Origin of the sequence: Kribbella sp. NPDC051586, from assembly GCF_044453965.1 — a bacterium.
Taxonomy (GTDB): Bacteria; Actinomycetota; Actinomycetes; order Propionibacteriales; family Kribbellaceae; genus Kribbella.
Genome location: NZ_JBITDF010000005.1, coordinates 852,856 through 874,468 on the forward strand (window position 1 = coordinate 852,856; position 21,613 = coordinate 874,468).

At 69.8% G+C, this 21,613-nt stretch carries 21 protein-coding genes; 9 read left to right on the forward strand and 12 right to left on the reverse strand.

From position 1 onward, the window contains the following. Positions 1 to 200 precede the first annotated feature (200 nt). Positions 201 to 983, forward strand: coding sequence for an alpha/beta fold hydrolase (locus ACIA58_RS37795; protein WP_396408663.1), 783 nt, complete (start codon positions 201 to 203; stop codon positions 981 to 983). Between the two features lie 96 nt (positions 984 to 1,079). On the opposite strand, the gene ACIA58_RS37800 is transcribed toward ACIA58_RS37795, so the two are convergent. From ACIA58_RS37800 to ACIA58_RS37815, 4 genes are all read right to left on the reverse strand, one after another. Beyond that, positions 1,080 to 1,706 (reverse strand): superoxide dismutase, encoded by a 627-nt coding sequence (locus tag ACIA58_RS37800; protein WP_396408664.1) that lies wholly within the window; start codon positions 1,704 to 1,706, stop codon positions 1,080 to 1,082. Between the two features lie 220 nt (positions 1,707 to 1,926). Beyond that, on the reverse strand, positions 1,927 to 2,736 hold the full coding sequence (locus ACIA58_RS37805) for an alpha/beta fold hydrolase (RefSeq protein ID WP_396408665.1): 810 nt from the start codon (positions 2,734 to 2,736) through the stop codon (positions 1,927 to 1,929). A 36-nt stretch (positions 2,737 to 2,772) separates the two neighbouring features. Continuing rightward, a complete protein-coding gene (locus tag ACIA58_RS37810) occupies positions 2,773 to 3,150 on the reverse strand; it encodes a YciI family protein (RefSeq protein WP_396408666.1) in 378 nt (125 codons plus the stop codon). A gap of 258 nt (positions 3,151 to 3,408) precedes the next feature. Then, complete coding sequence (locus tag ACIA58_RS37815) at positions 3,409 to 4,875, reverse strand: LCP family protein (protein ID WP_396408667.1); 1,467 nt, start codon at positions 4,873 to 4,875, stop codon at positions 3,409 to 3,411. A 166-nt stretch (positions 4,876 to 5,041) separates the two neighbouring features. Between ACIA58_RS37815 and ACIA58_RS37820 the strand changes: the two genes are divergently transcribed. Further along, the gene (locus ACIA58_RS37820) at positions 5,042 to 5,989 is read left to right on the forward strand and encodes an NAD-dependent epimerase/dehydratase family protein (RefSeq protein WP_396408668.1); all 948 of its coding nucleotides are present in this window, start codon (positions 5,042 to 5,044) and stop codon (positions 5,987 to 5,989) included. Here ACIA58_RS37820 and ACIA58_RS37825 read toward each other — a convergent pair. Both ACIA58_RS37825 and ACIA58_RS37830 read right to left on the reverse strand, forming a co-directional pair. Further along, positions 5,972 to 6,847, reverse strand: coding sequence for a hypothetical protein (locus ACIA58_RS37825; protein WP_396408669.1), 876 nt, complete (start codon positions 6,845 to 6,847; stop codon positions 5,972 to 5,974). The genes ACIA58_RS37820 and ACIA58_RS37825 overlap by 18 nt on opposite strands. Before the next feature lie 142 nt (positions 6,848 to 6,989). Beyond that, positions 6,990 to 7,877 carry a GntR family transcriptional regulator gene (locus ACIA58_RS37830; RefSeq protein ID WP_396408670.1) on the reverse strand — a complete coding sequence of 296 codons (888 nt, stop codon included), beginning with the start codon at positions 7,875 to 7,877 and terminating at the stop codon, positions 6,990 to 6,992. 98 nt (positions 7,878 to 7,975) lie between these two features. Between ACIA58_RS37830 and ACIA58_RS37835 the strand changes: the two genes are divergently transcribed. The 5 genes from ACIA58_RS37835 to ACIA58_RS37855 all read left to right on the forward strand — a co-directional run bounded on the left by ACIA58_RS37835 (position 7,976) and on the right by ACIA58_RS37855 (position 13,197). After that, positions 7,976 to 8,791 (forward strand): ABC transporter ATP-binding protein, encoded by an 816-nt coding sequence (locus ACIA58_RS37835; protein WP_396408671.1) that lies wholly within the window; start codon positions 7,976 to 7,978, stop codon positions 8,789 to 8,791. 11 nt (positions 8,792 to 8,802) lie between these two features. Beyond that, positions 8,803 to 9,777: an ABC transporter substrate-binding protein gene (locus ACIA58_RS37840; RefSeq protein WP_396408672.1), complete on the forward strand. Its 975-nt coding sequence runs from the start codon at positions 8,803 to 8,805 to the stop codon at positions 9,775 to 9,777. A 29-nt stretch (positions 9,778 to 9,806) separates the two neighbouring features. Further along, the gene (locus ACIA58_RS37845; protein WP_396408673.1) at positions 9,807 to 11,858 is read left to right on the forward strand and encodes an iron ABC transporter permease; all 2,052 of its coding nucleotides are present in this window, start codon (positions 9,807 to 9,809) and stop codon (positions 11,856 to 11,858) included. A 21-nt stretch (positions 11,859 to 11,879) separates the two neighbouring features. Then, a complete protein-coding gene (locus tag ACIA58_RS37850; RefSeq protein WP_396408674.1) occupies positions 11,880 to 12,470 on the forward strand; it encodes an HhH-GPD-type base excision DNA repair protein in 591 nt (196 codons plus the stop codon). A gap of 136 nt (positions 12,471 to 12,606) precedes the next feature. After that, positions 12,607 to 13,197: a TIGR03086 family metal-binding protein gene (locus tag ACIA58_RS37855; RefSeq protein ID WP_396408675.1), complete on the forward strand. Its 591-nt coding sequence runs from the start codon at positions 12,607 to 12,609 to the stop codon at positions 13,195 to 13,197. Here ACIA58_RS37855 and ACIA58_RS37860 read toward each other — a convergent pair. The 3 genes from ACIA58_RS37860 to ACIA58_RS37870 all read right to left on the reverse strand — a co-directional run bounded on the left by ACIA58_RS37860 (position 13,147) and on the right by ACIA58_RS37870 (position 17,137). Then, complete coding sequence (locus tag ACIA58_RS37860; RefSeq protein ID WP_396408676.1) at positions 13,147 to 14,379, reverse strand: FAD-dependent monooxygenase; 1,233 nt, start codon at positions 14,377 to 14,379, stop codon at positions 13,147 to 13,149. The genes ACIA58_RS37855 and ACIA58_RS37860 overlap by 51 nt on opposite strands. A gap of 197 nt (positions 14,380 to 14,576) precedes the next feature. Further along, entirely contained in the window at positions 14,577 to 16,598 is a 2,022-nt protein-coding gene (locus ACIA58_RS37865) for an FAD-dependent oxidoreductase (RefSeq protein ID WP_396408677.1), read from the reverse strand. Further along, entirely contained in the window at positions 16,595 to 17,137 is a 543-nt protein-coding gene (locus ACIA58_RS37870; protein ID WP_396408678.1) for a PadR family transcriptional regulator, read from the reverse strand. Before ACIA58_RS37870 ends, ACIA58_RS37865 begins: the two co-directional genes overlap by 4 nt. 127 nt (positions 17,138 to 17,264) lie before the next feature. Between ACIA58_RS37870 and ACIA58_RS37875 the strand changes: the two genes are divergently transcribed. Beyond that, the gene (locus tag ACIA58_RS37875; RefSeq protein ID WP_396408679.1) at positions 17,265 to 17,741 is read left to right on the forward strand and encodes a cation:proton antiporter regulatory subunit; all 477 of its coding nucleotides are present in this window, start codon (positions 17,265 to 17,267) and stop codon (positions 17,739 to 17,741) included. 1 nt (position 17,742) lies between these two features. After that, positions 17,743 to 18,954, forward strand: coding sequence for a cation:proton antiporter (locus ACIA58_RS37880; RefSeq protein ID WP_396408680.1), 1,212 nt, complete (start codon positions 17,743 to 17,745; stop codon positions 18,952 to 18,954). 16 nt (positions 18,955 to 18,970) lie between these two features. Here ACIA58_RS37880 and ACIA58_RS37885 read toward each other — a convergent pair whose 3' ends face one another. From ACIA58_RS37885 to ACIA58_RS37895, 3 genes are read right to left on the reverse strand one after another with little or no spacing between them, the layout of a single operon-like run. Beyond that, the gene (locus ACIA58_RS37885) at positions 18,971 to 19,462 is read right to left on the reverse strand and encodes a methylated-DNA--[protein]-cysteine S-methyltransferase (RefSeq protein WP_396408681.1); all 492 of its coding nucleotides are present in this window, start codon (positions 19,460 to 19,462) and stop codon (positions 18,971 to 18,973) included. Continuing rightward, entirely contained in the window at positions 19,459 to 20,013 is a 555-nt protein-coding gene (locus ACIA58_RS37890) for a GNAT family N-acetyltransferase (RefSeq protein ID WP_396408682.1), read from the reverse strand. Before ACIA58_RS37890 ends, ACIA58_RS37885 begins: the two co-directional genes overlap by 4 nt. Positions 20,014 to 20,015: 2 nt before the next feature. Then, positions 20,016 to 21,509, reverse strand: coding sequence for an AlkA N-terminal domain-containing protein (locus ACIA58_RS37895; protein WP_396408683.1), 1,494 nt, complete (start codon positions 21,507 to 21,509; stop codon positions 20,016 to 20,018). Between the last annotated feature and the right edge of the window lie 104 nt (positions 21,510 to 21,613).

The following is a 21,613-nucleotide window of genomic DNA, read 5'->3' on the forward strand; positions in this document are numbered from 1 at the left end:
ACGCTGTCGAGCCCCCAAGCTCGTTCCCGGACGGAACGCCCGAACCCCACACGTAAGCGGGGGCGGACGCTTGCGTTGGCTGCACCCTGTCATCTGCCGAGTGCACAGTGCGAGCCTGAGTGATCTACGTCACACGGAGTCGAGGGAGAACCTTCACGCTCGACGCAGGGGTGAGATCGTCACCCACCAGGAGGAACACTATGAACACCGTCGTATCGAAGGACGGCACCACCATCGCCTACGACCGGCGCGGGACGGGGCCGGCGCTCGTCCTCGTCGACGGCGCGCTCTGCTCCCGCGCACAGGGCCCGATGCCCGCGGTCGCCGAGGCGCTCGCCGACCGGTTCACCGTCTACAACTACGACCGGCGCGGCCGCGGCGACTCCGGCGACGCCGGTGCGTACGAGGTCGACCGGGAGATCGAGGACCTCGCGGCCGTGATCGAGGCGGCCGGCGGGTCGGCGTACGTGTACGGCTCGTCGTCGGGCGCGGCGCTCGCGCTCCGGGCCGCCGCGGCCGGGCTGCCGATCGAGAAGCTGGTCGCGTTCGAGCCGCCGTACGTCGTCGACGACAGCCGGACCCAGATCCCACGCAGCTGGGTCGCCGACCTGGAGGCCCTCGAGCCGTCGGACGCGATCAAGTACTTCTTCACCAAGGGCATCGGCCTGCCCGGGATCTTCGTCACGATGATGAAGCTGATGCCGGCCTGGAAGCCGATGAAGGCGATCGCGCCCACCCTGCCCTACGACGCCCGGATCCTCGGCGGCAACTGCTTCGGCGACCCGATGGACGCGTCGCAGTGGGCGGCGATCCAGCAGCCGGTGCAGGTGGTGAACGGCGGGAAGAGCCCGGCCTGGATGAAGACGTCCACCCGGGCGCTCGCCGACGCGGTCCCGGGCGCGGAGCACACCGAAGTACCGGGTCAGAACCACGTGATCAAGGCCGCGGCGATCGCCCCGGTGATCGCCGACTTCTGCGGGTAACGGATCCCCGGGCCATCACAATCGCGCCCGCCGGCCCCGCGTGAGCGGGGAGCCGGCGGGCGCGACGGATTGTGATGGCGTGCAGATCCGCGAAGATCAGGCGCCGGTGATCAGCGCGCCGGCGCCGGCGCGGGCCGCGTCGAAGCGAGCTGACGCGTCGGCCCAGTTGACGACGTTCCACCAGGCCTTGACGTAGTCCGGCTTCACGTTCTTGTACTGCAGGTAGAACGCGTGCTCCCACATGTCCAGCATCGCGATCGGGGTCTGGCCGGCCGGCAGGTTGCCCTGCTGGTCGTACAGCTGGTGGATCAGCAGCCGGCTGCCCAGCGCGTCCCAGCCGAGGATGGCCCAGCCGGAGCCCTGGATCGTGGTCGCGCTCGCGGTGAAGTTCGCCTGGAAGCCGTCGAACGAGCCGAAGAACTCGTCGATCGCGGCACCCAGCTCGCCGTCCGGCTTGTCGCCGCCGTCCGGGGACAGGTTCTTCCAGAAGATCGAGTGGTTGACGTGCCCGCCGAGGTTGAAGGCGAGCGTCTTCTCCAGCCCGACGATCGACCCGAAGTCACCCTTGTCGCGGGCCTCGGCCAGCTTGTCCAGAGTGTCGTTCAGACCCTTCACGTAGGTCGCGTGGTGCTTGTCGTGGTGCAGCTCCATGATCTCGCCGGCGATACTCGGCGCGAGCGCGCTGTAGTCGTAGGGAAGATCGGGAAGCGTGTACGTGGTCAACTCTGCTCCTTCGTCGGGGCCCACCGGGGGCCGATATCTCCGATGTCCTGTTTCAGCGGCACCAGCTTGAAACTTCAACCACGGTTGAGGTCAAGGAACCACGTGGACGTCCGCGGCACCCTCATCGACCGGTGCCCGGCACGACCGCCTTCACACCCCTGCAACACGTACCGGACACCCCCAGCTTCACATACTCCACCCAGCGGCCCGCGGGCGAGTCTCACCGGGGCTGGTGAAGGACCTTCAACTCTGCGCGGAGCGCGTCGGCGAAGACCTCCGGCTGATCGGCGAACCCGGTGTGACCACCGGGGAAACGGCTGGGTTCGATGCCCAGCCGACCGGCCAGCGCCTCCGAGGTCCGCTCGCACAGCTGCCCGACCGAGTCCGCACCGATCCCGACGACCACCCGGGCCGCACGCAGCTTGTTTACGTCCGGCATCCACGTGATCGTCTCCCGCATCTCGTGCGAGAACCAGAACCGCTCTGCGGCGACCTGCTGCGGGTCGCGCTCGCCGCTGAACATCGCCTCGACGACCTCGTCCGGCACGCCGAGGTTCGCCAGCTGGAAGAACTGCTGCCACGCGCCGACCGCATCGCCGGCCAGGTAGTCGGCCATCAGCTTCTCGGACCTGGCCAGCAGCTCGTCACCGTCCTCGACCAGCCGGTCGAGCGGCGGCTCGTGGGCGATCACCGCGCGTACGGCGTCCAGGTGCTGCTGGGCGAGCGCCAGCACGGTGACCGCTCCCCCGCTCGAGCCGAGGACGACGGCGGGGCCCGCGTCGACGTGCCGGATCAGCCGGGCCAGATCGTCGGCCCGCTGCTCGGGGCGCGACGTACCGCCGGGATCGAGGGTGCTGCGCTTGATCCCTCGCGGATCGGTCGTCAGCACCGTGTAGTCACCGGCCAGCAGATCGGCCAGGGGTGCGAACGAGTCCGCGTCCATGGGTGCGCCGACCAGGACCACCAACGGCCCTGATCCGCGCACCTCGTAGTACAACTCCGCCTCGGGAACCTTCAGTGTGTTGTTCATGCCACCTCCACGAACGACGGTGGCACGAATGGACACTCAGTTCACGTAGAGGCCGGACTCCGGGTCGAAGTCCGCCTCGTCGACGACCCGGCGTACCTCGACCTCGGAGCCGAGCGCCTCGGCCAGCCGGGCGGCCCACTCGATCGCCTCGTCGCGGTTGCGGACCTCGACGACGATCACGCCGCCGATCAACTCCTTGGTCTCGGCGAACGGGCCGTCGGTGACGTTGCGCTTGCCGTCCTCGACCTTCACCCGGGCGCCGAGCGAACTGCGGTGCACGCCCTCCGCGAACAGCAGCACGCCCGCCTTCGACAGGGCCTCGACCACGTCTCCCACCCCCTCGGCCACCTCCGGCGACGGGAACTTCCCCGCCTCGGACCCGGCGTCCGCCTTGTTGATGATCATGTAGCGCATCGCTGCAGCTCCTCGTCGTGTCGATCGATCACTTACTCCCACGTCGATCGACCCTCCACCAGATCGACACGCAACCCGGATCAGGTAACCGATTCGTGCAGGCTCGCCCGGCCGCAGTCGCCGAGCCGTTCCTCAGCCGTCTGTCGCGGTACCGAAGGACGGGTCGTGGTGCCGCCGCCGACCGGGCTGCAGAGCTGCTCGCGCTGGGACCTGGCGGCGATCGGGCCGTGGGGTGCGACCACTACCCGTTCGTCGGTACTAGTTCGGCTGGTCGCCGGACGGGTTGTAGGCGCAGGCGTCGACCAGGTTCTGCGTGGGACCGGGCGGTGGGGTGGTCGTCGTGGTCATCGGCTTGCGGGTGCTCTTCGGGGTGAGCGGGGTGGTCGGCGTGACGGCGGGGGCCGGGGTGGACTCGAGGGCGTTCTCGACTGTGTCGCGGAGGGCCTGGTAGTCGGGGTGGAGGTACTTGAGCCGGAGCTTCTCGGAGTTCAGCGTCACGTTGGAGACGGTGCCGGACTTGACCTTGAGGGCCAGCTCGACCATCGCCGGGAGGAGCTCCTGCGGGATGTCGGTGCGGAGCAGATGCTGACCGGCCTTCGCGATCGCCTTGTACTTCGTGACGAGCGTCTGCGGATCCGCCGCGTCGACGATGCTCTTGATCACGCACCGCTGCCGGATCTGCCGCTGGTCGTCGTCGGCGCCGTACCGGCCGCGGGCGAACCACAGCGCGTGCCGGCCGTCGAGGTGCTGGTTCGGACCGGGCTCGATCCACTCCTTCGGCGGGATGTGCGAGCTGCTGATACCGCCCATCGCGACCCGCTCGTTGACGTTGACCTTGATCCCGCCGAGCGCGTCGACGATCTCCGGGAAGCTCTGCAGGTTCACCTGCAGGTAGTAGTCGAGCTTCAGCCCGATCGCCTCACCGACGGACTGCTTGACCACGTCCGCGCCCTCGTTGTCCGACGGGCCGAGGATGCCGGGGTGCGCGTCCGGGATGTTCTGGTACATCGCCGTCAGCATCCACTCCAGCCGCCCGTCGAGGCTGAGCCCCTCCTTGCCGAAGCCGTTCGGGTAGTACTTGTACAGCGGCGAGTCCTTCGGGAACGGCATGAAGGTCAGGTTCCGCGGGAGTGAGATCAGCGCCGTGTTGCCGGTCTTGGTGTCGATGCTCGCCACGATCACCGTGTCGGTCCGCACGCCCTCCCGGCTCGGTGCGTCGTCACCGCCGAGCAGCAGCAGGTTCAGCCGCGGTTTGCCCTCCCACGGGTCCTTGACGTTGACCGTCGTCGGCCGGGTCGCGCTCTTGCTCTCGCCCTGCGCCTGGAACACGTCCTGCACGAGCGTCCGCTGCGCGAGCACACTCTGTACGCCGACCGCGGCCGGCGCCGCGATCGCGAAGCAGAGGATGCCGACGAACCCGGCCCCGAGCGCCCGCCCGCCCGCGCCACCCGTTGCCGGACGCAACGACCGGTGCGACGCCACGATGACGACGATCCACAAGAACGCGACAGCGCCGATCACCACCGACGTCATCAGCAGCCGCCTCGGTACGACGGCGGCCGCGAGGACCTCGTCCCGGCGGGTCAGCCCGACGTACACGCCGAGGCCGACGAGCCCGAGGAAGAGGGTGAGTACGAACGCGCCGATCCGCCGGCGGCCGCCGATGATCAACCCGAGTCCTGGAAGCAGTGCGCCCAACAGGGTCAGCCCCAGCAACTTCGGCACCGATCGTGGCCGTCTCGTTGCCGCGCGCGCACGTCTCCCCATTGGCTCCCCTGTCGCCCGTCCCACTTCCAGTGTGCGCCAAGTACCACACCCTGTACCTCTTCAGACGTGTTACAGCGTTAATCGGTTGTCAATCGGCCGGATCCGGCCGGTAGGTTGACCGATCGTGCAGATTCTGGTGCTGGGTGGGAACGGGTTTGTCGGACGCGCGATCGTCGAGGACGCGCTGGCGCACGGAGCGGAGGTCGCGTCGTTCAGCCGCGGGAAGAGCGGAGCACCGCTGCCCGCGCAGGTCACCGAACTGGTCGGCGACCGGGAGACCGGGGACTACCATGCGCTCCGGACCGGCGAGTGGGACGCGGTGGTCGACCTGAGCGGCTTCCGGACCCGCGACGTCGACCAGGCGATGGACGTCCTCGGTGACCGGGTCGGGCGGTATGTGTTCGTCTCGAGCCACGCGGTGTACGTCCGGGACCTGCCGGCCGGCACCGACGAGACCGCTCCCCGGCGCGAGCCGATGCGGGACGCCGACGTACTCACGAACGACACGTACGGACCCTGCAAGGTCGCGTGCGAGGACGACGTGGTCGAGCGGTACGGCGACCGCGCGACGATCGTGCGTCCTGGCCGGGTGACGGGTCCCGGCGACTCGTCCGGCACCGCGCTGTACTGGATCCGCCGCGGTGCCCGTGGCGGCCGGGTCGCGCTCCCGACGAAGCCCGAGGCGCCGCTGCAACTCATCGACAGCCGGGATGTCGCGCGTCTCGTGGTGCAGCTGATCGCCGACGAGCGCGCCGGCGCGTTCAACGCGATCGGCCCGGACTCCACCATCGCCGAGCTCATCGAGTCCGCCGCCGAACTGTCGCACACGACGGTCGACATCGTCCCCGTCCCGTTCGACGCGGTGCCGCCCCGCTTCCCGTTGATGGACCCGGAGGCGGAGTGGGGCGAACGCCGCCGCAACCCGGCCAAGGCCCGCGCGGCCGGCATGTCCGTCACCCCGTTGCGGACGACGGTCGCCGACGTCCTCCAGTGGGACCACGACCGCGGTGCGCCTGAGCTCAACCTCGGCCTGACGCCCGACCAGGAAGAAGAACTACTCCGGCAGCGCTAGCGTCCGGCCAGCGTCCCGGGCGGCGTTGATCGAGCGGGTCAGCGTGTCCTTCAACGCGGTGGCCTCGTCGGCGAAGCCTTGGACGATGGACGTGTCGCCGACGGGCTCGGTGCGGGCGAGCAGCTCGATGTAGCGGTCGCCGTCCTCCAGCGCGGCTTCGGCGCGGAGGGCTGCGTCGGCGGAGCGAACCCGATCGGCGTACCGGTCCAGGAGATCCACCTTGCGCTTGATCGCGTCGACCGACAGGGCGAGGGCGCGACGTTGCGGGCCGAGTACGGCGTCCAGCTCGGCGGTCTCCATCCCGCGGGCGATGTCCTTCTGCCGGGCCCGCAGTACCGTCTGCTCGCGGAGCACCTGCGCGATGTCCCACAGTTGCTCGGGCAGCACGAGCTCGTTCTTCATCTCGTCCAGCAGGCCGCGCCGGGTAACTGTTGCCTCAAGCACCGTTCTCACCGCGCGCTGGGCCCGGCCGAGCAGCCGCGCGGCCGGCTCGTCGAAGTCTTCCGGCAGCAGGTACTTCCCGTGCTGGATCCGGACCGCCTTGTGCCCGCGGTCCTCGACCATCGACTTCACCAGGATCCCGCCGGTCGCCAATACGGCGACGCCCGCCAGCGCCACCGCGGCCCAGGCCGCCACCGCGGTCGGCAGGATCGCCGCCATCACGATCAGCGCCAGGATCCAGCCACCGACGCAGACCGCGAGCCACACCAGCAGCGTGCCGAACGTGTTCCCGGGCGCCACCGACCACGACGTCTGCCGTTTCGGCCGGGGCGCGTCGGCCGCGACGAACAACTCGGACCGGTGCTCGTACAACCGCCGTACGCCCACAGGCACACCCGGCGCGAACACAGGCTCCATCGCCACCTCCGGAGAACTCGTCAGCACTCAGCGTAAGGGGTGTCTGGTGCTCCCGCGCCGTAGCGAGCAGGTGCTCGGTGCGGTGCATCGGCGCGCGGGGGCGAGGTGCCGTGCCGAGTGCCGCGCAGTAGGCGCGGGAGCATCAGACACCCCTTCCCCGGGCAGACAGTCCGTCGAGGAAGACGGCGAGGCCGAACTCGAACAACTTGTCCAGGTCGTACTCGTAGTCGAACCCGTCCGCGAGCAGCTCGCGGAACGCGGGCAGATTTCCCAGCGCGATCATCGTGCCCAGCTTGTCCGCCTGCTCGGTGACCCACTCGTCCGCGGTCACGCCGGTGTCCTGCTCGGCCTGCATCTCGGCTTCCATCACCAGCGCCACACCGCGCACGTACGCGAACAAGCTGATCATGGTCGACAACGCCGCACTCTTCTCGAACCCGCGCAATGCCCGCAGCACCGCGTCCGTGTGCGGCAGCAACCGCGGGACCAACTGCGGCCGGCTCAGGCTGATCGCACTCGCCAGCCAGAGATGCCGCCGGTACGCCGCCCAGTGCACCCGCGCCACCATCGCGATCGCCTCCCGCCACTCGTCCGGCGCGGGCCCCAACGGGAACTCGCCGAGCGCCGCGTCGACCATCTGCACGACGAGCGCGTCCTTGCCCCCGACGTACCGGTACAGCGCCATCGTCGACACTCCGAGCTCGGCCGCGATCCGCCGCATCGACAGCGCCGCGAGGCCCTCGCCGTCCGCGATCGCGATCCCCATCCGCACGACCTCGTCGCGATTCAGCTCTGGTTGCTCGGTGCGGCGCGCGGCCCGCGGCGGCGGACCGACCACCGTGCCGACGCCGGGACTCGGATGCACGAGCCGCTCGGCCTGCAACGCCTGCAGCGCCTTGGTCGCGGTCGCCATCGCCACCCCGAAGTCCCGCACCAGCGCCCGCGTCGACGGCACCCGATCCCCCGGCCGCAACTCACCCGCCAGGATCCGCCGCCGCAGCTCGGCCGCGACCACCTCGTACTGCGTCATCGACCCCTCCCGAAATAGTGCGCATACATCGTACGCGCACTATCCCGGAACGAGACCCCTCCTGACATGTCAGCTTAGGTAAGGCTATCCTCTGGCGCATGCAGGAAACGATGGGGCTGACCGGCACCGAACTCTGCCTGGGGTATCACGGCCGGCGCGTGGTCGACAGCGCCTCGCTCCACCTCGAGCCCGCTCACGTGACCGCGCTCGTCGGCCCCAACGGCAGCGGCAAGTCGACGCTGCTGCGGGCCCTTGCCCGCTTGCACCACCCCGACGCCGGCAGCATCACCTTCCCCGGCAGCGGGAACGCGCTCGACCTGTCGGCGAAGGAGTTCGCCCGCAAGGTCACGCTGCTCTCGCAGTCCCGGCCGACCCCGAACGGCGTGAGCGTCCGCGACGTCGTCGGGTACGGGCGTCATCCGCATCGCAGCCGTTGGCGCAACGACGACGCGGACGGCCCGCGGGCGATCGAGCACGCGATGGCGGTCACCGGTGTCACGTCGATGGCCGAGCGCGCGGTCGACGAACTGTCCGGCGGCGAGTTGCAGCGCGTCTGGCTCGCGACCTGCCTCGCCCAGGACACCGGCGTCCTGCTGCTCGACGAACCGACCACGTTCCTCGACCTGCGGTACCAGATCGAGATCCTCGACCTGATGTGCGACCTCGCGGACGAGCACGGGGTCGCGGTCGGCGTCGTACTGCACGACCTGAACCAGGCCGCCGCGGTGGCGGACCGGATCGCACTACTCGATCAGGGGCGGGTACGTGCGACCGGTACGCCGGAAGAGGTACTGCGGGCCGATGCGCTCACCGAGACGTACGGCATCACCATCGAGGTCGGCACCGATCCGGCCACCGGCCTCGTCACCACCCGGCCCATCGGCAAGCACCTGACCCGTGTCACGACGATCTGAAAGTCATCCTGATGAGACGAACCGCCATCGCTCTGGTCGCTGCTGCCCTCCTGGGCCTGACCGCCTGCGGCACGAGCGAACCAGCCGCCTCCAACGACGCCAGTGACGCGGCCGCCCAGCCGGTCTCGCTGACCGACGCGCGGAACAAGAAGCTGGACCTGAAGGCACCGGCCACCAAGGTGGTCGCGCTGGAGTGGAACGCCGCCGAGAACCTGGTCTCGCTCGGCGTGATGCCGGTCGGCGTCGCGGACACCAAGGGGTACACGAATTGGGTGACCGCGGCGAGGCTGGACCCGTCGGTCAAAGATGTCGGCACCCGCGGTGAGGCGAGCGTCGACGCGATCGTTGCCCTCAACCCCGATCTGGTGATCACCACCACCGACGAGGCGGCGAACACGATCACGCAACTGGAGAAGGCCGCGCCGGTGCTGGTGATCCGTGGTGCGGACGCCGCGAACGCGATCCCGCAGATGAAGACCAACCTGGACCTCGTCGGCCAGGCGGTCGGGAAGGCGGAGCAGGCCAAGCAGCTGACCGCCGACTTCGACAAGGCGCTTGCCGACGGCAAGCAGAAGATCGCCGACGCGGGCAAGGCCGGGACCGGCTTCACGATGGCGGACGGGTGGAAGCAGGGCAGCACGATCTCGATCCGGATGTACACGAGCGGATCGCTGCTCGGTGCGGTCACGACCGAGCTGGGCCTGAAGAACGGGTGGACCGGCGCCGGCGACAAGGACTACGGGCTGGCGCAGACCGACCTCGAGGGGCTGACGAAGCTGCCGGACGGCAACTTCCTCTACATCGCGAACAAGAACGACGGCGGCGATGTCTTCGGCGGCGACCTGGCCGGCAACGCGATCTGGAAGAACCTCCCGTTCGTCAAGACCGACAAGGTCCACCGCCTCCCGGACGGCATCTGGATGTTCGGCGGCCCGAAGTCCACCGAGCAGTTCATCGACGCCGCGGTCCAGGCAGTCACCTCTTGACCCAGCAGGAGGCCGTTCAGTCTGTTCCCTTGGCTGTTCCGGTTCGCCGGTTGCAGGTCACCGGGGTGTTTGTGGTTGCCCTGGCGGCGATCGTGGTGCTGGCCGGTGTGCATCTGACCCAAGGCACCTCCTCGGTGGGGGCCGGGGATCTGGTGCGGCTGGCGCTCGGCCAGGGGACCGACAACGCCGCGAACGTGCTTGTCGCGTCGCGGTTGCCTCGGTTGCTGGCCGGGGCTCTGGTGGGGGTGGCGCTGGGGGTGGCCGGCGCCGGGTTGCAGTCGTTGGCCCGGAACCCGCTGGCGTCGCCGGACACGTTGGGGGTCAACGCGGGGGCGTATCTGGCGGTTGTGGTGGTGGCGGCGTTCGGGGTGTCGCTGCCGGTGCTGCCCGCCGGTGGGGTGGCGTTCGTCGGCGGACTGGCAGCTGCGGGGTTGGTGCTGGTCCTGTCGGCGGGCGGCTCCACCGGGCCGACCCGGCTGATTCTGGCCGGGTCGGCGGTCGCGATGGCGCTCGCCGGGGTGACCACGTTGCTTCTGCTGCTGTACCGCGAGGAGACGGTCGGCACCTTCGCCTGGGGCGCCGGCACGCTGGTGCAGACCGACCTGCGTGCGGTCACCCAGATGGCGCCGATCGTTGCCCTCGGCATCCTCGCCGCGTTCCTGCTGGCGGCGAAGCTCGACATCCTTGCCCTCGGCGACGACACCGCGTCCGTCCTCGGCGTGAACGTACGCCGGATCCGCGTCCTGACCACCCTCGTCACCGTCATGCTCTCCGCGGCCGCCGTCACGGTCGCGGGACCGGTCGGTTTCGTCGGCCTGGTCGCGCCGGTCCTCGTCCGCCTGGTCGCCCCGATCGTCCCCGGCCTGCTCCGGCACCGGGTCCTCCTCCCGCTCTCCGGTCTCGCCGGCGTCCTCGTCGTACTCGCCTCGGACGTCGTACTTCGGGCCGCGTTCGGCGGGCAGGCCGGCGTCGAGATCCCGACCGGCATCATGACGATGGTCGTCGGTGCGATCGTCCTGATCTGGCTGGCCCGACGCCACCGCGACTCAGGGCCGAGCCGCTCCCCCGGCGGGACGAGCTCCGGTCTGCGCAGTCGCCGTACCTTCTGGATCGTGACCGCGGCGCTCGCCGTGCTGCTGATCGCCGCGGCGGTCGGCGCGCTGCTGACCGGCGACGCGCTCCTCCGCACCGGCGACCTCGCGAACTGGATCAACGGCGCCTCCGGCCGCGCGATCACCTTCGTGCTGGACCAGCGGTTTCCCCGCGTCGTGTCGGCGCTGCTCTGCGGGGCCGCCCTCGCCATCGCCGGTACGACGGTGCAGGCGGTGTGCCGCAACCCGCTGGCTGAGCCGGGCATCCTCGGTATCACCGGCGGCGCCGGCGTCGGCGCGATCGCCACGCTCATCCTGTTGCCGTCAGCAAGCATCTGGCTGCTCTCCGGCGTCGCCGCGGTCGCCGCGGTCGTCACCTTCGGGCTGGTCTATCTGATCTCGTGGCGTGGCGGGCTGAGCTCCGACCGACTGGTGCTGATCGGCGTCGGCGTCTCGTCCGTCGCCACGGCGATCATCACGCTGCTGATCGTCGCGACGGACCCGTGGAATCTCAGTCTGGCGATGACGTGGTTGTCGGGGAGCACATACGGACGGACGCTGCCGCAGGTTCTACCGCTCGCGATCGCACTGATAGTCCTGACTCCAGTTGTTGCGCATGCCCGGCGGGAGCTGGATCTGCTCGCGTTGGACGACGATGTGCCGCGGATTCTGGGGGTGCGGCTGGAGCGGACCCGGCTGCTGATGTTGCTGGCCGCGGCTCTGCTGACCGCAGCTGCCGTGTCCGCGATCGGCGTGGTCGGATTCGTCGGGCTCGTCGCCCCACACGCCGCTCGGGCACTGGTCGGCGGCCGGCACGCCCGGATCCTGCCGGTCGCGGCTCTGCTCGGCGCCATCCTGGTGAGCGTCGCCGACAGCCTCGGCCGTACCGTCCTCGCCCCCGCCCAGATCCCGGCCGGCCTGCTGACCGCCCTGATCGGAGCGCCGTACTTCGTCTACCTGCTCTGGAGGACCCGGGTGCCTACCAGCTGACGCCGTGTCAAGATGGGCGGCATGCTGCGCGAACTGCACCTCACCGGCAACCCGGACGCCGACAAGTTGCTCAACGACGACCCGTTCGCCTTGCTGGTCGGGATGCTCCTGGACCAGCAGTACCCGATGGAGCACGCCTTCTCCGGCCCGTGGAAGATCGCGAACCGGATGGACGGGTTCGACCTGCACAAGATCGCCGCGTCCGACCTGGAGACCTTCGTCGAGCTCTGCGTGACGCCGCCGGCCATCCATCGGTACGGCGGCTCGATGGGCCGCCGGGTGCACGCGCTGGCGCAGCACATCATCGACACCTACGACGGCGAGACCGAGAACATCTGGCTGAGCGGCCGCCCGAAGCCGGACGGCGCCGAGGTGCTGAAGCGGTTGAAGGCGCTGCCCGGGTTCGGCGAGCAGAAGGCGAAGATCTTCCTCGCGATGCTCGGCAAACAGCGCGGCGTACAGCCCAAGGGCTGGCGCGAAGCCGCCGGGCACTACGGCGACCGGGGCTCGCACCGCTCGATCGCCGATGTCACCGACGCGGCCTCCCTGGTCCAGGTCCGCAACTTCAAGAAGGCCGCGAAGGCCTCCGCCAAGGAAGTCGCCGGCGCCTAGACCCCCGCGACACCGGAGCCCGACCTGTTGCAGGCCAGGCTCGCTGCGTGCGGGTTGTCCCTTGTGAACCGCGCGGTTTCCTGCAGGAGGCGACATACCGCCTTATGCTCGGCAGTGCGCCACGGGAGGAGAGCGGATGGACATCCGGGATCTGGATCGTCGGGCCGGCGCAGTGCTCGGGGAAGTCGTGATGCAGGTGCGGACCGAGCACCTGTGGTTCCCCACCCCCTGCCCGGACTGGACCGTCCGGGGCCTGCTCCGTCATCTGGTCAGCCAGAACGAAGGCCTCGCGGCCGCCGCGCTGAACGGCTCGGCCTCGATCCACACCTGGAACGGCGGCCGCCTCGCCGACAACCCGGCCGGCGCGTACCGCCGGTCGAACGTGCGGGTCGCGGATGCCTTCGCCGACGGCGGCGCACTGGACCGGCTGGTGGAGGTGCGCGAGTTCGGCTCGTTCCCGCGCCGGATCGCGCTGACCTTCCACCAACTCGACTGCGTCGTCCACGCCTGGGACCTGGCCCGCGCGATCGACGTCCCGTACAACCCGCCGCCGGACATGGTCGAGATGGCGCTCACGCTGGCCCGCCGCATCCCCGACACCGAGGGCAACCGCGGCCCCGGCTACGCGTTCGACCGGACCGTGAAGGTCTCCGCGTCTGCTCCCGACCTCGACCAGCTACTGGGCCTGCTCGGTCGCAACCCGGAGTGGGTGTCCCCGCTCGACTGAATACTCGGGCAGGTCGATCGCGTCGGGCTTCGCGAGCGTCATCTTCGTCAGCGCACCGGCCATCAGCCGGGACGTCATCGCCCGCAACACGAAGTCGCGGTACCGGATCCCGAATGACGACATCGGCATCGCCATCTTGATCCCGCCCGGCGGCAGCTCCATCCGCTGATCGGCGTACGCCTGCATCCGGGCCTGGTACGCCGGGAACGCGCGGACGTGGTCGCCGTCGACCGCGGCCAGCTCCCCCGCGAGGACGTACGCCCCGACGAGCGAGAGCGCCGTACCGTGACCGGCCATCGGCGAGCCGCAGTACCCGGCGTCGCCGACGAGCGCGATCCGGCCACGAGACCACTGCGGTACGACGACGCGGCTGGTGCTGTCCAAGTAGAAGTCGTCGGCCTTGTCGAGCTGGTTCAAGATCTGCGACGTGTGCCAGCCGAGCCCGGCGAACTGCTCCCGCACCAACTGCTTCTGCGCCGCGACGTCGCGCCGGTCGTAGCTGATCACCGGCGACCGGAAGCTCAGCAACGCCCTCGCGAACCGCGGATCGTGATCCGGCCGCAGCCCGACCCACCGACCGCGCGGCGCGGTGTACACCTTGAACCAGTGGTCCAGCGGCTCGGGCGTCTCGACGGTGAAGTACGACGTGTAGCCGCCGAGGTGCTGCACGAACTCCTCCTCGGGACCGAACGCGAGCCGCCGGACCCGCGAGTGCACCCCGTCCGCGCCGATCACCAGATCGAACCGCCTCTGCGTCCCACTCGCCAATGTCACGTCGACGCCGGTCGTGTCCTGGTGCAGCTGGGTGATCGAGTCGCCGTACACGTACTCCACCTCAGCCGTCGCCTCGGTCAGGATCGCGGCCAGGTCGCCTCGCAGGATCTCGATCTCCGCGACCGGCCCGGCACCGTCCATCAGCTCGGCGTGCATCACCGCGGACCGCCGGCCGTCGGCCCGCACGTACTCGAGCCCACGCTCGTGCATCTTCCGCTCCGCGATTGCCGGCATCACGCCCATCCGCTCGGCGACCACCCGGGACACTCCCCGCAGGTCGACAGTCTGCCCGCCCGGCCGCGGCCCCGGCGCAATCTCGACAACCGTCGGCGCGAACCCGAACCGCCGCAACCAGAACGCCAACGCCGGCCCAGCAATCCCGCCACCAGAGATCAGAACAGTCTTCATCGGTCACCCCTTTGACTAGTGCGCGTACGCCGTAAACGGTGCACTAGCCGGAGCGGTGGCCGCCAGCGCGCACTAGTGCACCGGGGGCACAGCGGTACCGACGGACGGGTAGTGGTAGCCGAATCGCCTGTCGCTCCGAGGCCGCGGAGCCTGGGGACGGCTGAGCGGCGGGACCACTACCCGTTGGTCGGTACCGGTCAGAGGGTCAGCGCGAGCCTGGTCGCCTGGTCGATGGCGCGTTTGGCATCCAGCTCGGCGGCGACGTCGGCGCCGCCGATGACATGGACCGGGCGGCCGGTTGCCTGCAGTGCCTCTGCGAGGTCGCGGACCGGCTCCTGGCCGGCGCAGACGACGACGGTGTCGACGGCGAGGACGCGTGGCTTCTCGCGCTTGGGCCCGAAGGTGAGGTGCAGGCCCTCGTCGTCGATGCGCTCGTAGTTGACGCCGCGCAGCAGCTCGACCTGCTTGTTCTTCAGCGCGGCCCGGTGCACCCAGCCCGTGGTCTTGCCGAGGCCGGCGCCGATCTTCCCGGGTTTGCGCTGCAGCAGGTACACCTTCCGCGGCGACGGCTCCGGGTGCGGTACGCCGAGCGCACCGGCGAGCTTGGTCGGATCGCCAACGCCCCACTCCGCCTTCCACGCGTCCAGATCCAGCGTGGGCGACTCCGGCGTGGTCAGGAACTCGCTGACATCCACGCCGATCCCGCCTGCCCCGATCACCGCGACCGTGTCGCCGACCGGTCTCCCCTCCCGTACGACGTCGGCGTACGAGAGGACCGTCGGGTGGTCGATACCGGGGATCGCCGGCACCCTCGGCACGACCCCGGTCGCGAGCACGATCTCGTCGAAGCCGGCCAGATCCTCGACGCTCGCGCGGTGGCCGAGGTGCAGCTTGACCCCGGTGAGCTCGAGCCGCCGCCGGTAGTACCGGATCGTCTCGGCGAACTCCTCCTTGCCCGGGATCCGCCGCGCGATCCCGAACAGCCCGCCGATCTCGGCATCCGCCTCGAACAGCTCGACCTGATGTCCCCGCTCGGCCGCCGTCACCGCCGCAGCCAGCCCGGCCGGTCCCGCACCGACAACCGCGATGCTCTTGGTACGACGGGTCGGCAGCAACCGCAGCTCGGTCTCGCGGGCGGCCCGCGGGTTGACCATGCAGCTGGCCTTCTTCTTCGCGAACACGTGGTCCAGACACGCCTGGTTGCAGGCGATGCAGACATTGATCTCGTCGGCCCGGTCAGTCGTTGCCTTCAGCACCCACTCTGGATCGGCCAGGAACGGGCGGGCCATGCTGACCAGGTCGGCGTCACCACGCGCCAGCACTTCCTCGGCCACCTGCGGCAGGTTGATCCGGTTCGAGGTGACGACCGGAATGCGCACGTGCGGCTTGAACGCCGCGGTCACCGAGGTGAAGGCCGCGCGCGGCACCGAGGTGACGATGGTCGGGACGCGGGCCTCGTGCCAACCGATGCCGGTGTTGATGATCGACGCACCGGCGGCCTCGATCTCCTTGCCCAGCGCAACCACGTCGTCCCAGGTCTGACCACCCTCGACCAGGTCGGCCATCGAGAGCCGGTAGATGATCAGGAAGTCGTCGCCGACCCGCTGCCTGGTCCGCCGGACGATCTCGACGGCGATCCGGCGCCGGTTCTCCGGACTGCCGCCCCAGCGGTCGGTCCGCTTGTTCGTGCGCTCGGACAGGAACTGGTTGATGAAGTACCCCTCGGAGCCCATGATCTCGACACCGTCGTACCCGGCCTCGCGGGCCAGCGCGGCGCAGTCGACGTACGCCGTGATCTGTTTCAGCACCCCGCGGTCGGAGAGGGCACGCGGTTTGAAGGGGTTGATCGGAGCCTTCAGCGCGGAGGCCGAGACGCTGAACGGGTGGTACGAATAGCGGCCGGCGTGCAGGATCTGCAACGCGATGCGGCCGCCGGCTTCGTGGACCGCATCGGTGAGGATGCGATGCCGGCGAGCCTGGCGGCGGCTGGTCAGCATCGACCCGAAGGGCGTCAGCCAGCCGGTCCGGTTCGGCGCGTAGCCGCCCGTCACCATCAGGCCGACCCCGCCACGCGCCCGCTCGGCGAAGTACGCCGCCAGCTTCGGCAGGTCGCTCAACCGGTCCTCGAGGCCGGTGTGCATCGACCCCATGATCACGCGGTTCGGCAGCACCACATGCCCGAGGTCCAGCGGCTCGAGCAAGTGCGGGTACGCGCTCATGGTTTGTCCTTCCGGAGGGCGTCGATCACTTCGTCGCACCACTGCACGAACGACTCCTCGGTGCGGATGCCACCACGCAGGACGAGGTACTGGTGGAGGTCGCGGCCGTGCAGGGTGGTCGGCTTCGGGAAGTCGCGCTTCTGGATCCCGCGGTACACCTCGAGGCGGGTCGCGTGCTCGACCCGGTGCCGCTCGATCTCCTTGAAGACGACATCCACCGAGCCGAGCGAGGCGCCACGGAGCTTCACGCCGAGACCGTCCCGCAGTACGGCGGGGTCCTCCGGCTCCGCCAGCCAACGGGAGAGCTCGGCCCGTCCCGAGGCCGCGACCCGGTAGACCTTCTTGTCCGGTCGCCCGTCCTGGGCGATCTCGGTGTGCGTCACCCAGCCGGCGTCGTCCATCCGCCGCAGCACCCGGTAGATCTGCTGATGCGTGGCCGGCCAGAAGTAGCCGATCGACCGGTCGAACCGCCGGGCGAGCTCGTAGCCGGACCCGGCGCGCTCGGTCAGCGAGACCAGGATCGCGTGCTCCAGCGCCATCCCCGGAGCGTACCTATGCAACTCGTTGCACTGCACCTGATTGCAACCTGGATCACATCCAGGGACCGGGCCGGGCGCTCGGGGTTTGAGAGAATGGTTGCAGACGCCATCTATTGATCGGAGCCTCATGAATCACCCGACCAAGACGACGTTGCCAGGAATCGGCACGCGGTACGACCTGATCACCGAAGCCGGCAGACACGTCTCGGTGGTGGTCCACAACGACGGCCGGCGGTTCCTCGGGTTCCATGATCCGGACGACGACGACACCTGTCAGGCCACGGTCCCGCTCGGCCAGGGCGAGGCAGCGGCGCTGGCGCAACTGCTGGTCCCGGCGCCGATCGACCCGGTCCGCGGCGAGATCGAGATCGACCTGGTCACCGAGCACATCCCGGTCACGGCCAGGTCGCCGTACGCCGGCCGCACGCTCGGGGACACCCAGGCGCGCAGCCGGACCGGCGCGTCGATCGTCGCGGTACTGCGGCGCACGGGGGCGACGCCGTCGCCGACGCCGGACTTCCGCTTCGCGATCGGCGACACCCTGGTCGTGGTCGGCACCCGCGAGGGCGTGGACGCCGTGACCGACCTGATCGCGGGTGGGTGACATGCACGAGAACATCACCGCCCTGCTGATCGAGCTCGGGGCGGTCATCCTTGCCCTGGGCATCCTCGGCCGGATCGCCGGACGGCTCGGCTTCTCACCGATCCCCCTGTACCTGCTGGCCGGGCTCGCCTTCGGGCACGGCGGATTGTTGCCGTTGGCAGCGAGTGAGGAATTCGTTGCCACCGGCGCCGAGATCGGCGTGATCCTGCTGCTGTTGCTGCTCGGGCTCGAGTACACCGCCTCGGATCTGGTGGGCACGCTGAAGACGCAGTACGTGTCGGGTGCGGTCGACTTCCTGCTGAACGCGTTGCCCGGCGCCGCCGTGGCTCTGCTGCTCGGTTGGGGTCCGGTGGCGGCGGTCGCGCTGGCCGGTGTCACGTGGATCTCGTCGTCGGGCGTGATCGCGAAGGTGGTCGGGGACCTGGGCCGATTGGGCAACCGCGAGACCCCTGTCGTACTGGGCATCCTGGTGCTCGAAGACCTTTCGATGGCGGTCTACCTGCCGATCCTCACCGCACTGCTGGCAGGCGTCGGGCTGGCCGGCGGCAGCATGACGCTGCTGATCTCCCTCGGCACGGTGAGCGTCGTCCTGTTCATCGCGCTTCGGTACGGGCGCGTGATCAGCCGAGCGGTGTCGTCGGACAACCCGGAGATGCTGCTGCTCGTCGTCCTCGGCCTCACGTTGCTCGTGGCCGGGATCGCGCAGCATCTGCAGGTGTCGGCGGCGGTCGGGGCGTTCCTGGTCGGGATCGCGTTGTCCGGCGAGGTCGTGCATGGTGCCCGCAGTCTCCTGAGCCCGCTGCGCGATCTGTTCGCCGCGGTGTTCTTCGTGTTCTTCGGGCTGAGCACGGACCCGGCGAAGATCCCGCCGGTGCTGGCGATCGCCTTCGGGCTGGCCGTCCTCACCGCGCTCACCAAGATCGCCACCGGCTGGTACGCCGCCCGCCGCGCCGGCATCTCGACGGCCGGACGCTGGCGGGCCGGCGGGACATTGGTGGCCCGTGGCGAGTTCTCGATCGTCATCGCGGGGCTGGCCGTCGGGGTCGAGCCGAAGCTCGGTCCGCTCGCGACGGCGTACGTCCTGATCCTGGTCATCCTCGGCCCGGTCGCCGCCCGCTACACCGAGCCGCTCGCCCGCCGGCTGTTCAAGCGCGGATCGCCGGCACTCACCAAACCAGTCGCCGAGGAGCGTGACCGCCAGCCGCAGGCGTGAACCCGCCGGCGGACGATCAGTTGATGAGTGGCTGGAGTCCGCACTCGTGATCGAGGAGGGCGCGTTTGCGTTCGATGCCGCCGCCGTAGCCGGTGAGGCTGCCGGTCGAGCCGACCAGGCGGTGGCACGGGACGATGATGCTGATCGGGTTCTTCCCGTTCGCGAGGCCGACCGCCCGGGCCGACTGCGGCTTCAGCCCGAGCGCGGTGGCGAGACCGCCGTACGTGGTGGTCTCGCCGTACGGGATGGTCTGGAGCGCGGTCCAGATCTGGCGCTGGAACGGCGTGCCGACGAGGTGGAGCGGTACGTCGAAGGTCGTGCGGCCGTGGTGGAAGTACTCGTCCAGCTCCTCGGCCACCGCCGGCAGAGTCGCGTCGTCCCGGTCGCCGAAGCCGGCTTCCTCGGGACGGTAGCGCTGCTGGTCCATGTACAGGCCGGTCAACTCGCCCGCATCGGTCCCCACCAGGGTGAGTGGACCGAGCGGGCTGTCGATGACGGCATACGTCACTGGGTGGACTCCCACTGGGCGCGGTTGATCCGGTAGAGCACGTGGCGCTGCAGGCGGTGGCCCTTCTCGATGCGCGGGTGGTCGAAGTCGCCGGCCTCGTCGTGCACCATCCCGATCCGCTGCATCACCCGCTGCGAGGGCAGATTCGGGGTCGCGGTGAACGAGACGATCTCCTCCAGTCCGGCCGGTCCGAACCCATGTGCCAACGCGGCCCGGGCCGCCTCGGTCGCATAACCGTTGCCCCAGGCACCTTTCGCCAGGCGCCAGCCGATCTCGACCCCGGGCAGGAACGGCGCCTCGAAGCTCGGCACGTTCAGACCGGTGAAGCCGATGAACTCACCGGTGTCCTTCACCTCCATCGCCCACAACCCCCAACCGCGGCCGTCGAGGTGCGGGATGTTCAGGTCGATCAGGGCGTCGCTCTGCTCACGCGTCTGCAGGGCCGGGAAGTGCTCCATCACCGCGGGGTCGGCGTTCAAGGCGGCGAACGGCTCCCGATCGGAGTCACGCCACTGGCGGAGCAACAGACGGTCGGTGGTCAGGTCGGTCATTCTCACTCCGGAATCTTGTTGATCGCGTGGTCACCGGTGGCCCACAGGTACTGCACGGCGTACGCACGCCAAGGCCGCCACGCGCGGGCGTGGTCGGTCAGGAGTTTGGGGGCCTCGGACAAGCCTAGGTCACGGGCGGCGTACCGGATACCTAAATCACTGGCCACAAAGGCATCCGGGTCACCGAGCGCGCGCATCGCGATCGACTCGACCGTCCACGGTCCGATCCCCGGCAGCGCGGTCAGCTGCTCCCGCGCGCGATCCCAGTCCGCACCGGCGCCGAGGTCGATCTCCCCGGCGGCGAGTGTTTCGATCAGCGTCATCAGCGTCGTCCGCCGGGACCTCGGAAACGCCAGCGTCTCCGGGTCGACGCCGGCCAGCGCCTGCATCGTCGGGAACAGATGGGTGAGTCCACCGGCCGCATCCTCGATCGGCTCGCCGTGCTGGAGCACCAGGCGATGCGCGTGCGTCCGCGCCGCCGCGGTGGACACCTGCTGACCGAGCACCGCGCGGACGGCGAACTCCTCGCCGTCGACCGTGTGCGGAACGCGTCGGCCCGGCGCCTTCACGATCAGCGGCGCGAGCACCGGGTCCTCGCTGAGCAGGTCGTCGACCGCGATCGGATCCGCGTCGAGGTCGAGCATCCGCCGGCAACGGCTGATCGCGATCGCGAGATCGCGCTGATCGGTGAGCGAGAGTTGGCAGGCGATGTGGTCGGGCATCGGACGCAACGCGACCACGCCGTGACCGTGCGGGAGCCGCAGGGTGCGCCGGTAGTGGCCGTCGCGCCACTCCTCGACGCCCGGCACGCCGGTCGCGATCAGGTGGCCGAACAGGTTGTCCGGTGTCAGTGGCGCGCGGAACGGGAGTCGCAGCGAGATCGTGCCCGGCGCGGACGACGTCGTACCCCGGCGGGCACGGCGGCGGAGCTCGGTCGGCGCGAGCGCGAAGACCTCTTGCACGGTCTCGTTGAACGTCCGCACGCTCGAGAACCCGGCGGCGAACGCGACGTCCGCCATCTGCAGGTCGCTCGTCTCGATCAACAGGCGGGCGGTCTGTGCACGCTGCGCCCTCGCGAGCGCGAGCGGCCCGGCGCCGAGCTCGGCCTGGAGTTGTCGCTGCACCTGGCGCACGCTGTACCCGAGCTGGCCGGCGAGGCCAGGTACGCCGTCACGGTCGACGACGCCGTCCGCGATCAGGCGCATCGCCCGGGCCACCAGGTCGGCGCGGTCGTTCCACTCCGGGGAGCCCGGGCTCGCGTCCGGACGGCACCGCTTGCACGCGCGGAACCCGGCCTGCTGCGCCGCGGCCGCGCTCGGGTAGAACCGCATGTTCTCGACCTTCGGCGGCACCACCGGACAGCTCGGCCGGCAGTAGATCTTCGTGGTCAGAACAGCCGTGAAGAACCACCCGTCGAACCGCGCGTCCTTGGACTGCACGGCCCGGATGCATCGCTCCCTGCACTCGTACACGTCCTCCAGCATCCCTGCCGGCACCGACAGTCTCTAGCGGTTTTACGACATGGAGGTGGGACGGGGTCGCGAAATTGCGACGGCAGGATCCGGTGGCGGATTCTCGCCAGCCTTGCCCCGGTGACGTC

What these genes read in the sequence shown, in the direction of transcription:
- ACIA58_RS37825 (WP_396408669.1), bottom strand. Translation starts at nt 6,847, where the DNA reads ATGGAGCCTGTGTTCGCGCCGGGTGTGCCTGTGGGCGTACGGCGGTTG.
- ACIA58_RS37860 (WP_396408676.1), bottom strand. Translation starts at nt 14,379, where the DNA reads ATGAAGACTGTTCTGATCTCTGGTGGCGGGATTGCTGGGCCGGCGTTG.
- ACIA58_RS37850 (WP_396408674.1), top strand. Translation starts at nt 11,880, where the DNA reads ATGCTGCGCGAACTGCACCTCACCGGCAACCCGGACGCCGACAAGTTG.
- ACIA58_RS37855 (WP_396408675.1), top strand. Translation starts at nt 12,607, where the DNA reads ATGGACATCCGGGATCTGGATCGTCGGGCCGGCGCAGTGCTCGGGGAA.
- ACIA58_RS37870 (WP_396408678.1), bottom strand. Translation starts at nt 17,137, where the DNA reads ATGGCGCTGGAGCACGCGATCCTGGTCTCGCTGACCGAGCGCGCCGGG.
- ACIA58_RS37865 (WP_396408677.1), bottom strand. Translation starts at nt 16,598, where the DNA reads ATGAGCGCGTACCCGCACTTGCTCGAGCCGCTGGACCTCGGGCATGTG.
- ACIA58_RS37880 (WP_396408680.1), top strand. Translation starts at nt 17,743, where the DNA reads ATGCACGAGAACATCACCGCCCTGCTGATCGAGCTCGGGGCGGTCATC.
- ACIA58_RS37810 (WP_396408666.1), bottom strand. Translation starts at nt 3,150, where the DNA reads ATGCGCTACATGATCATCAACAAGGCGGACGCCGGGTCCGAGGCGGGG.
- ACIA58_RS37890 (WP_396408682.1), bottom strand. Translation starts at nt 20,013, where the DNA reads ATGACCGACCTGACCACCGACCGTCTGTTGCTCCGCCAGTGGCGTGAC.
- ACIA58_RS37840 (WP_396408672.1), top strand. Translation starts at nt 8,803, where the DNA reads ATGAGACGAACCGCCATCGCTCTGGTCGCTGCTGCCCTCCTGGGCCTG.
- ACIA58_RS37795 (WP_396408663.1), top strand. Translation starts at nt 201, where the DNA reads ATGAACACCGTCGTATCGAAGGACGGCACCACCATCGCCTACGACCGG.
- ACIA58_RS37830 (WP_396408670.1), bottom strand. Translation starts at nt 7,877, where the DNA reads ATGACGCAGTACGAGGTGGTCGCGGCCGAGCTGCGGCGGCGGATCCTG.
- ACIA58_RS37805 (WP_396408665.1), bottom strand. Translation starts at nt 2,736, where the DNA reads ATGAACAACACACTGAAGGTTCCCGAGGCGGAGTTGTACTACGAGGTG.
- ACIA58_RS37875 (WP_396408679.1), top strand. Translation starts at nt 17,265, where the DNA reads ATGAATCACCCGACCAAGACGACGTTGCCAGGAATCGGCACGCGGTAC.
- ACIA58_RS37835 (WP_396408671.1), top strand. Translation starts at nt 7,976, where the DNA reads ATGCAGGAAACGATGGGGCTGACCGGCACCGAACTCTGCCTGGGGTAT.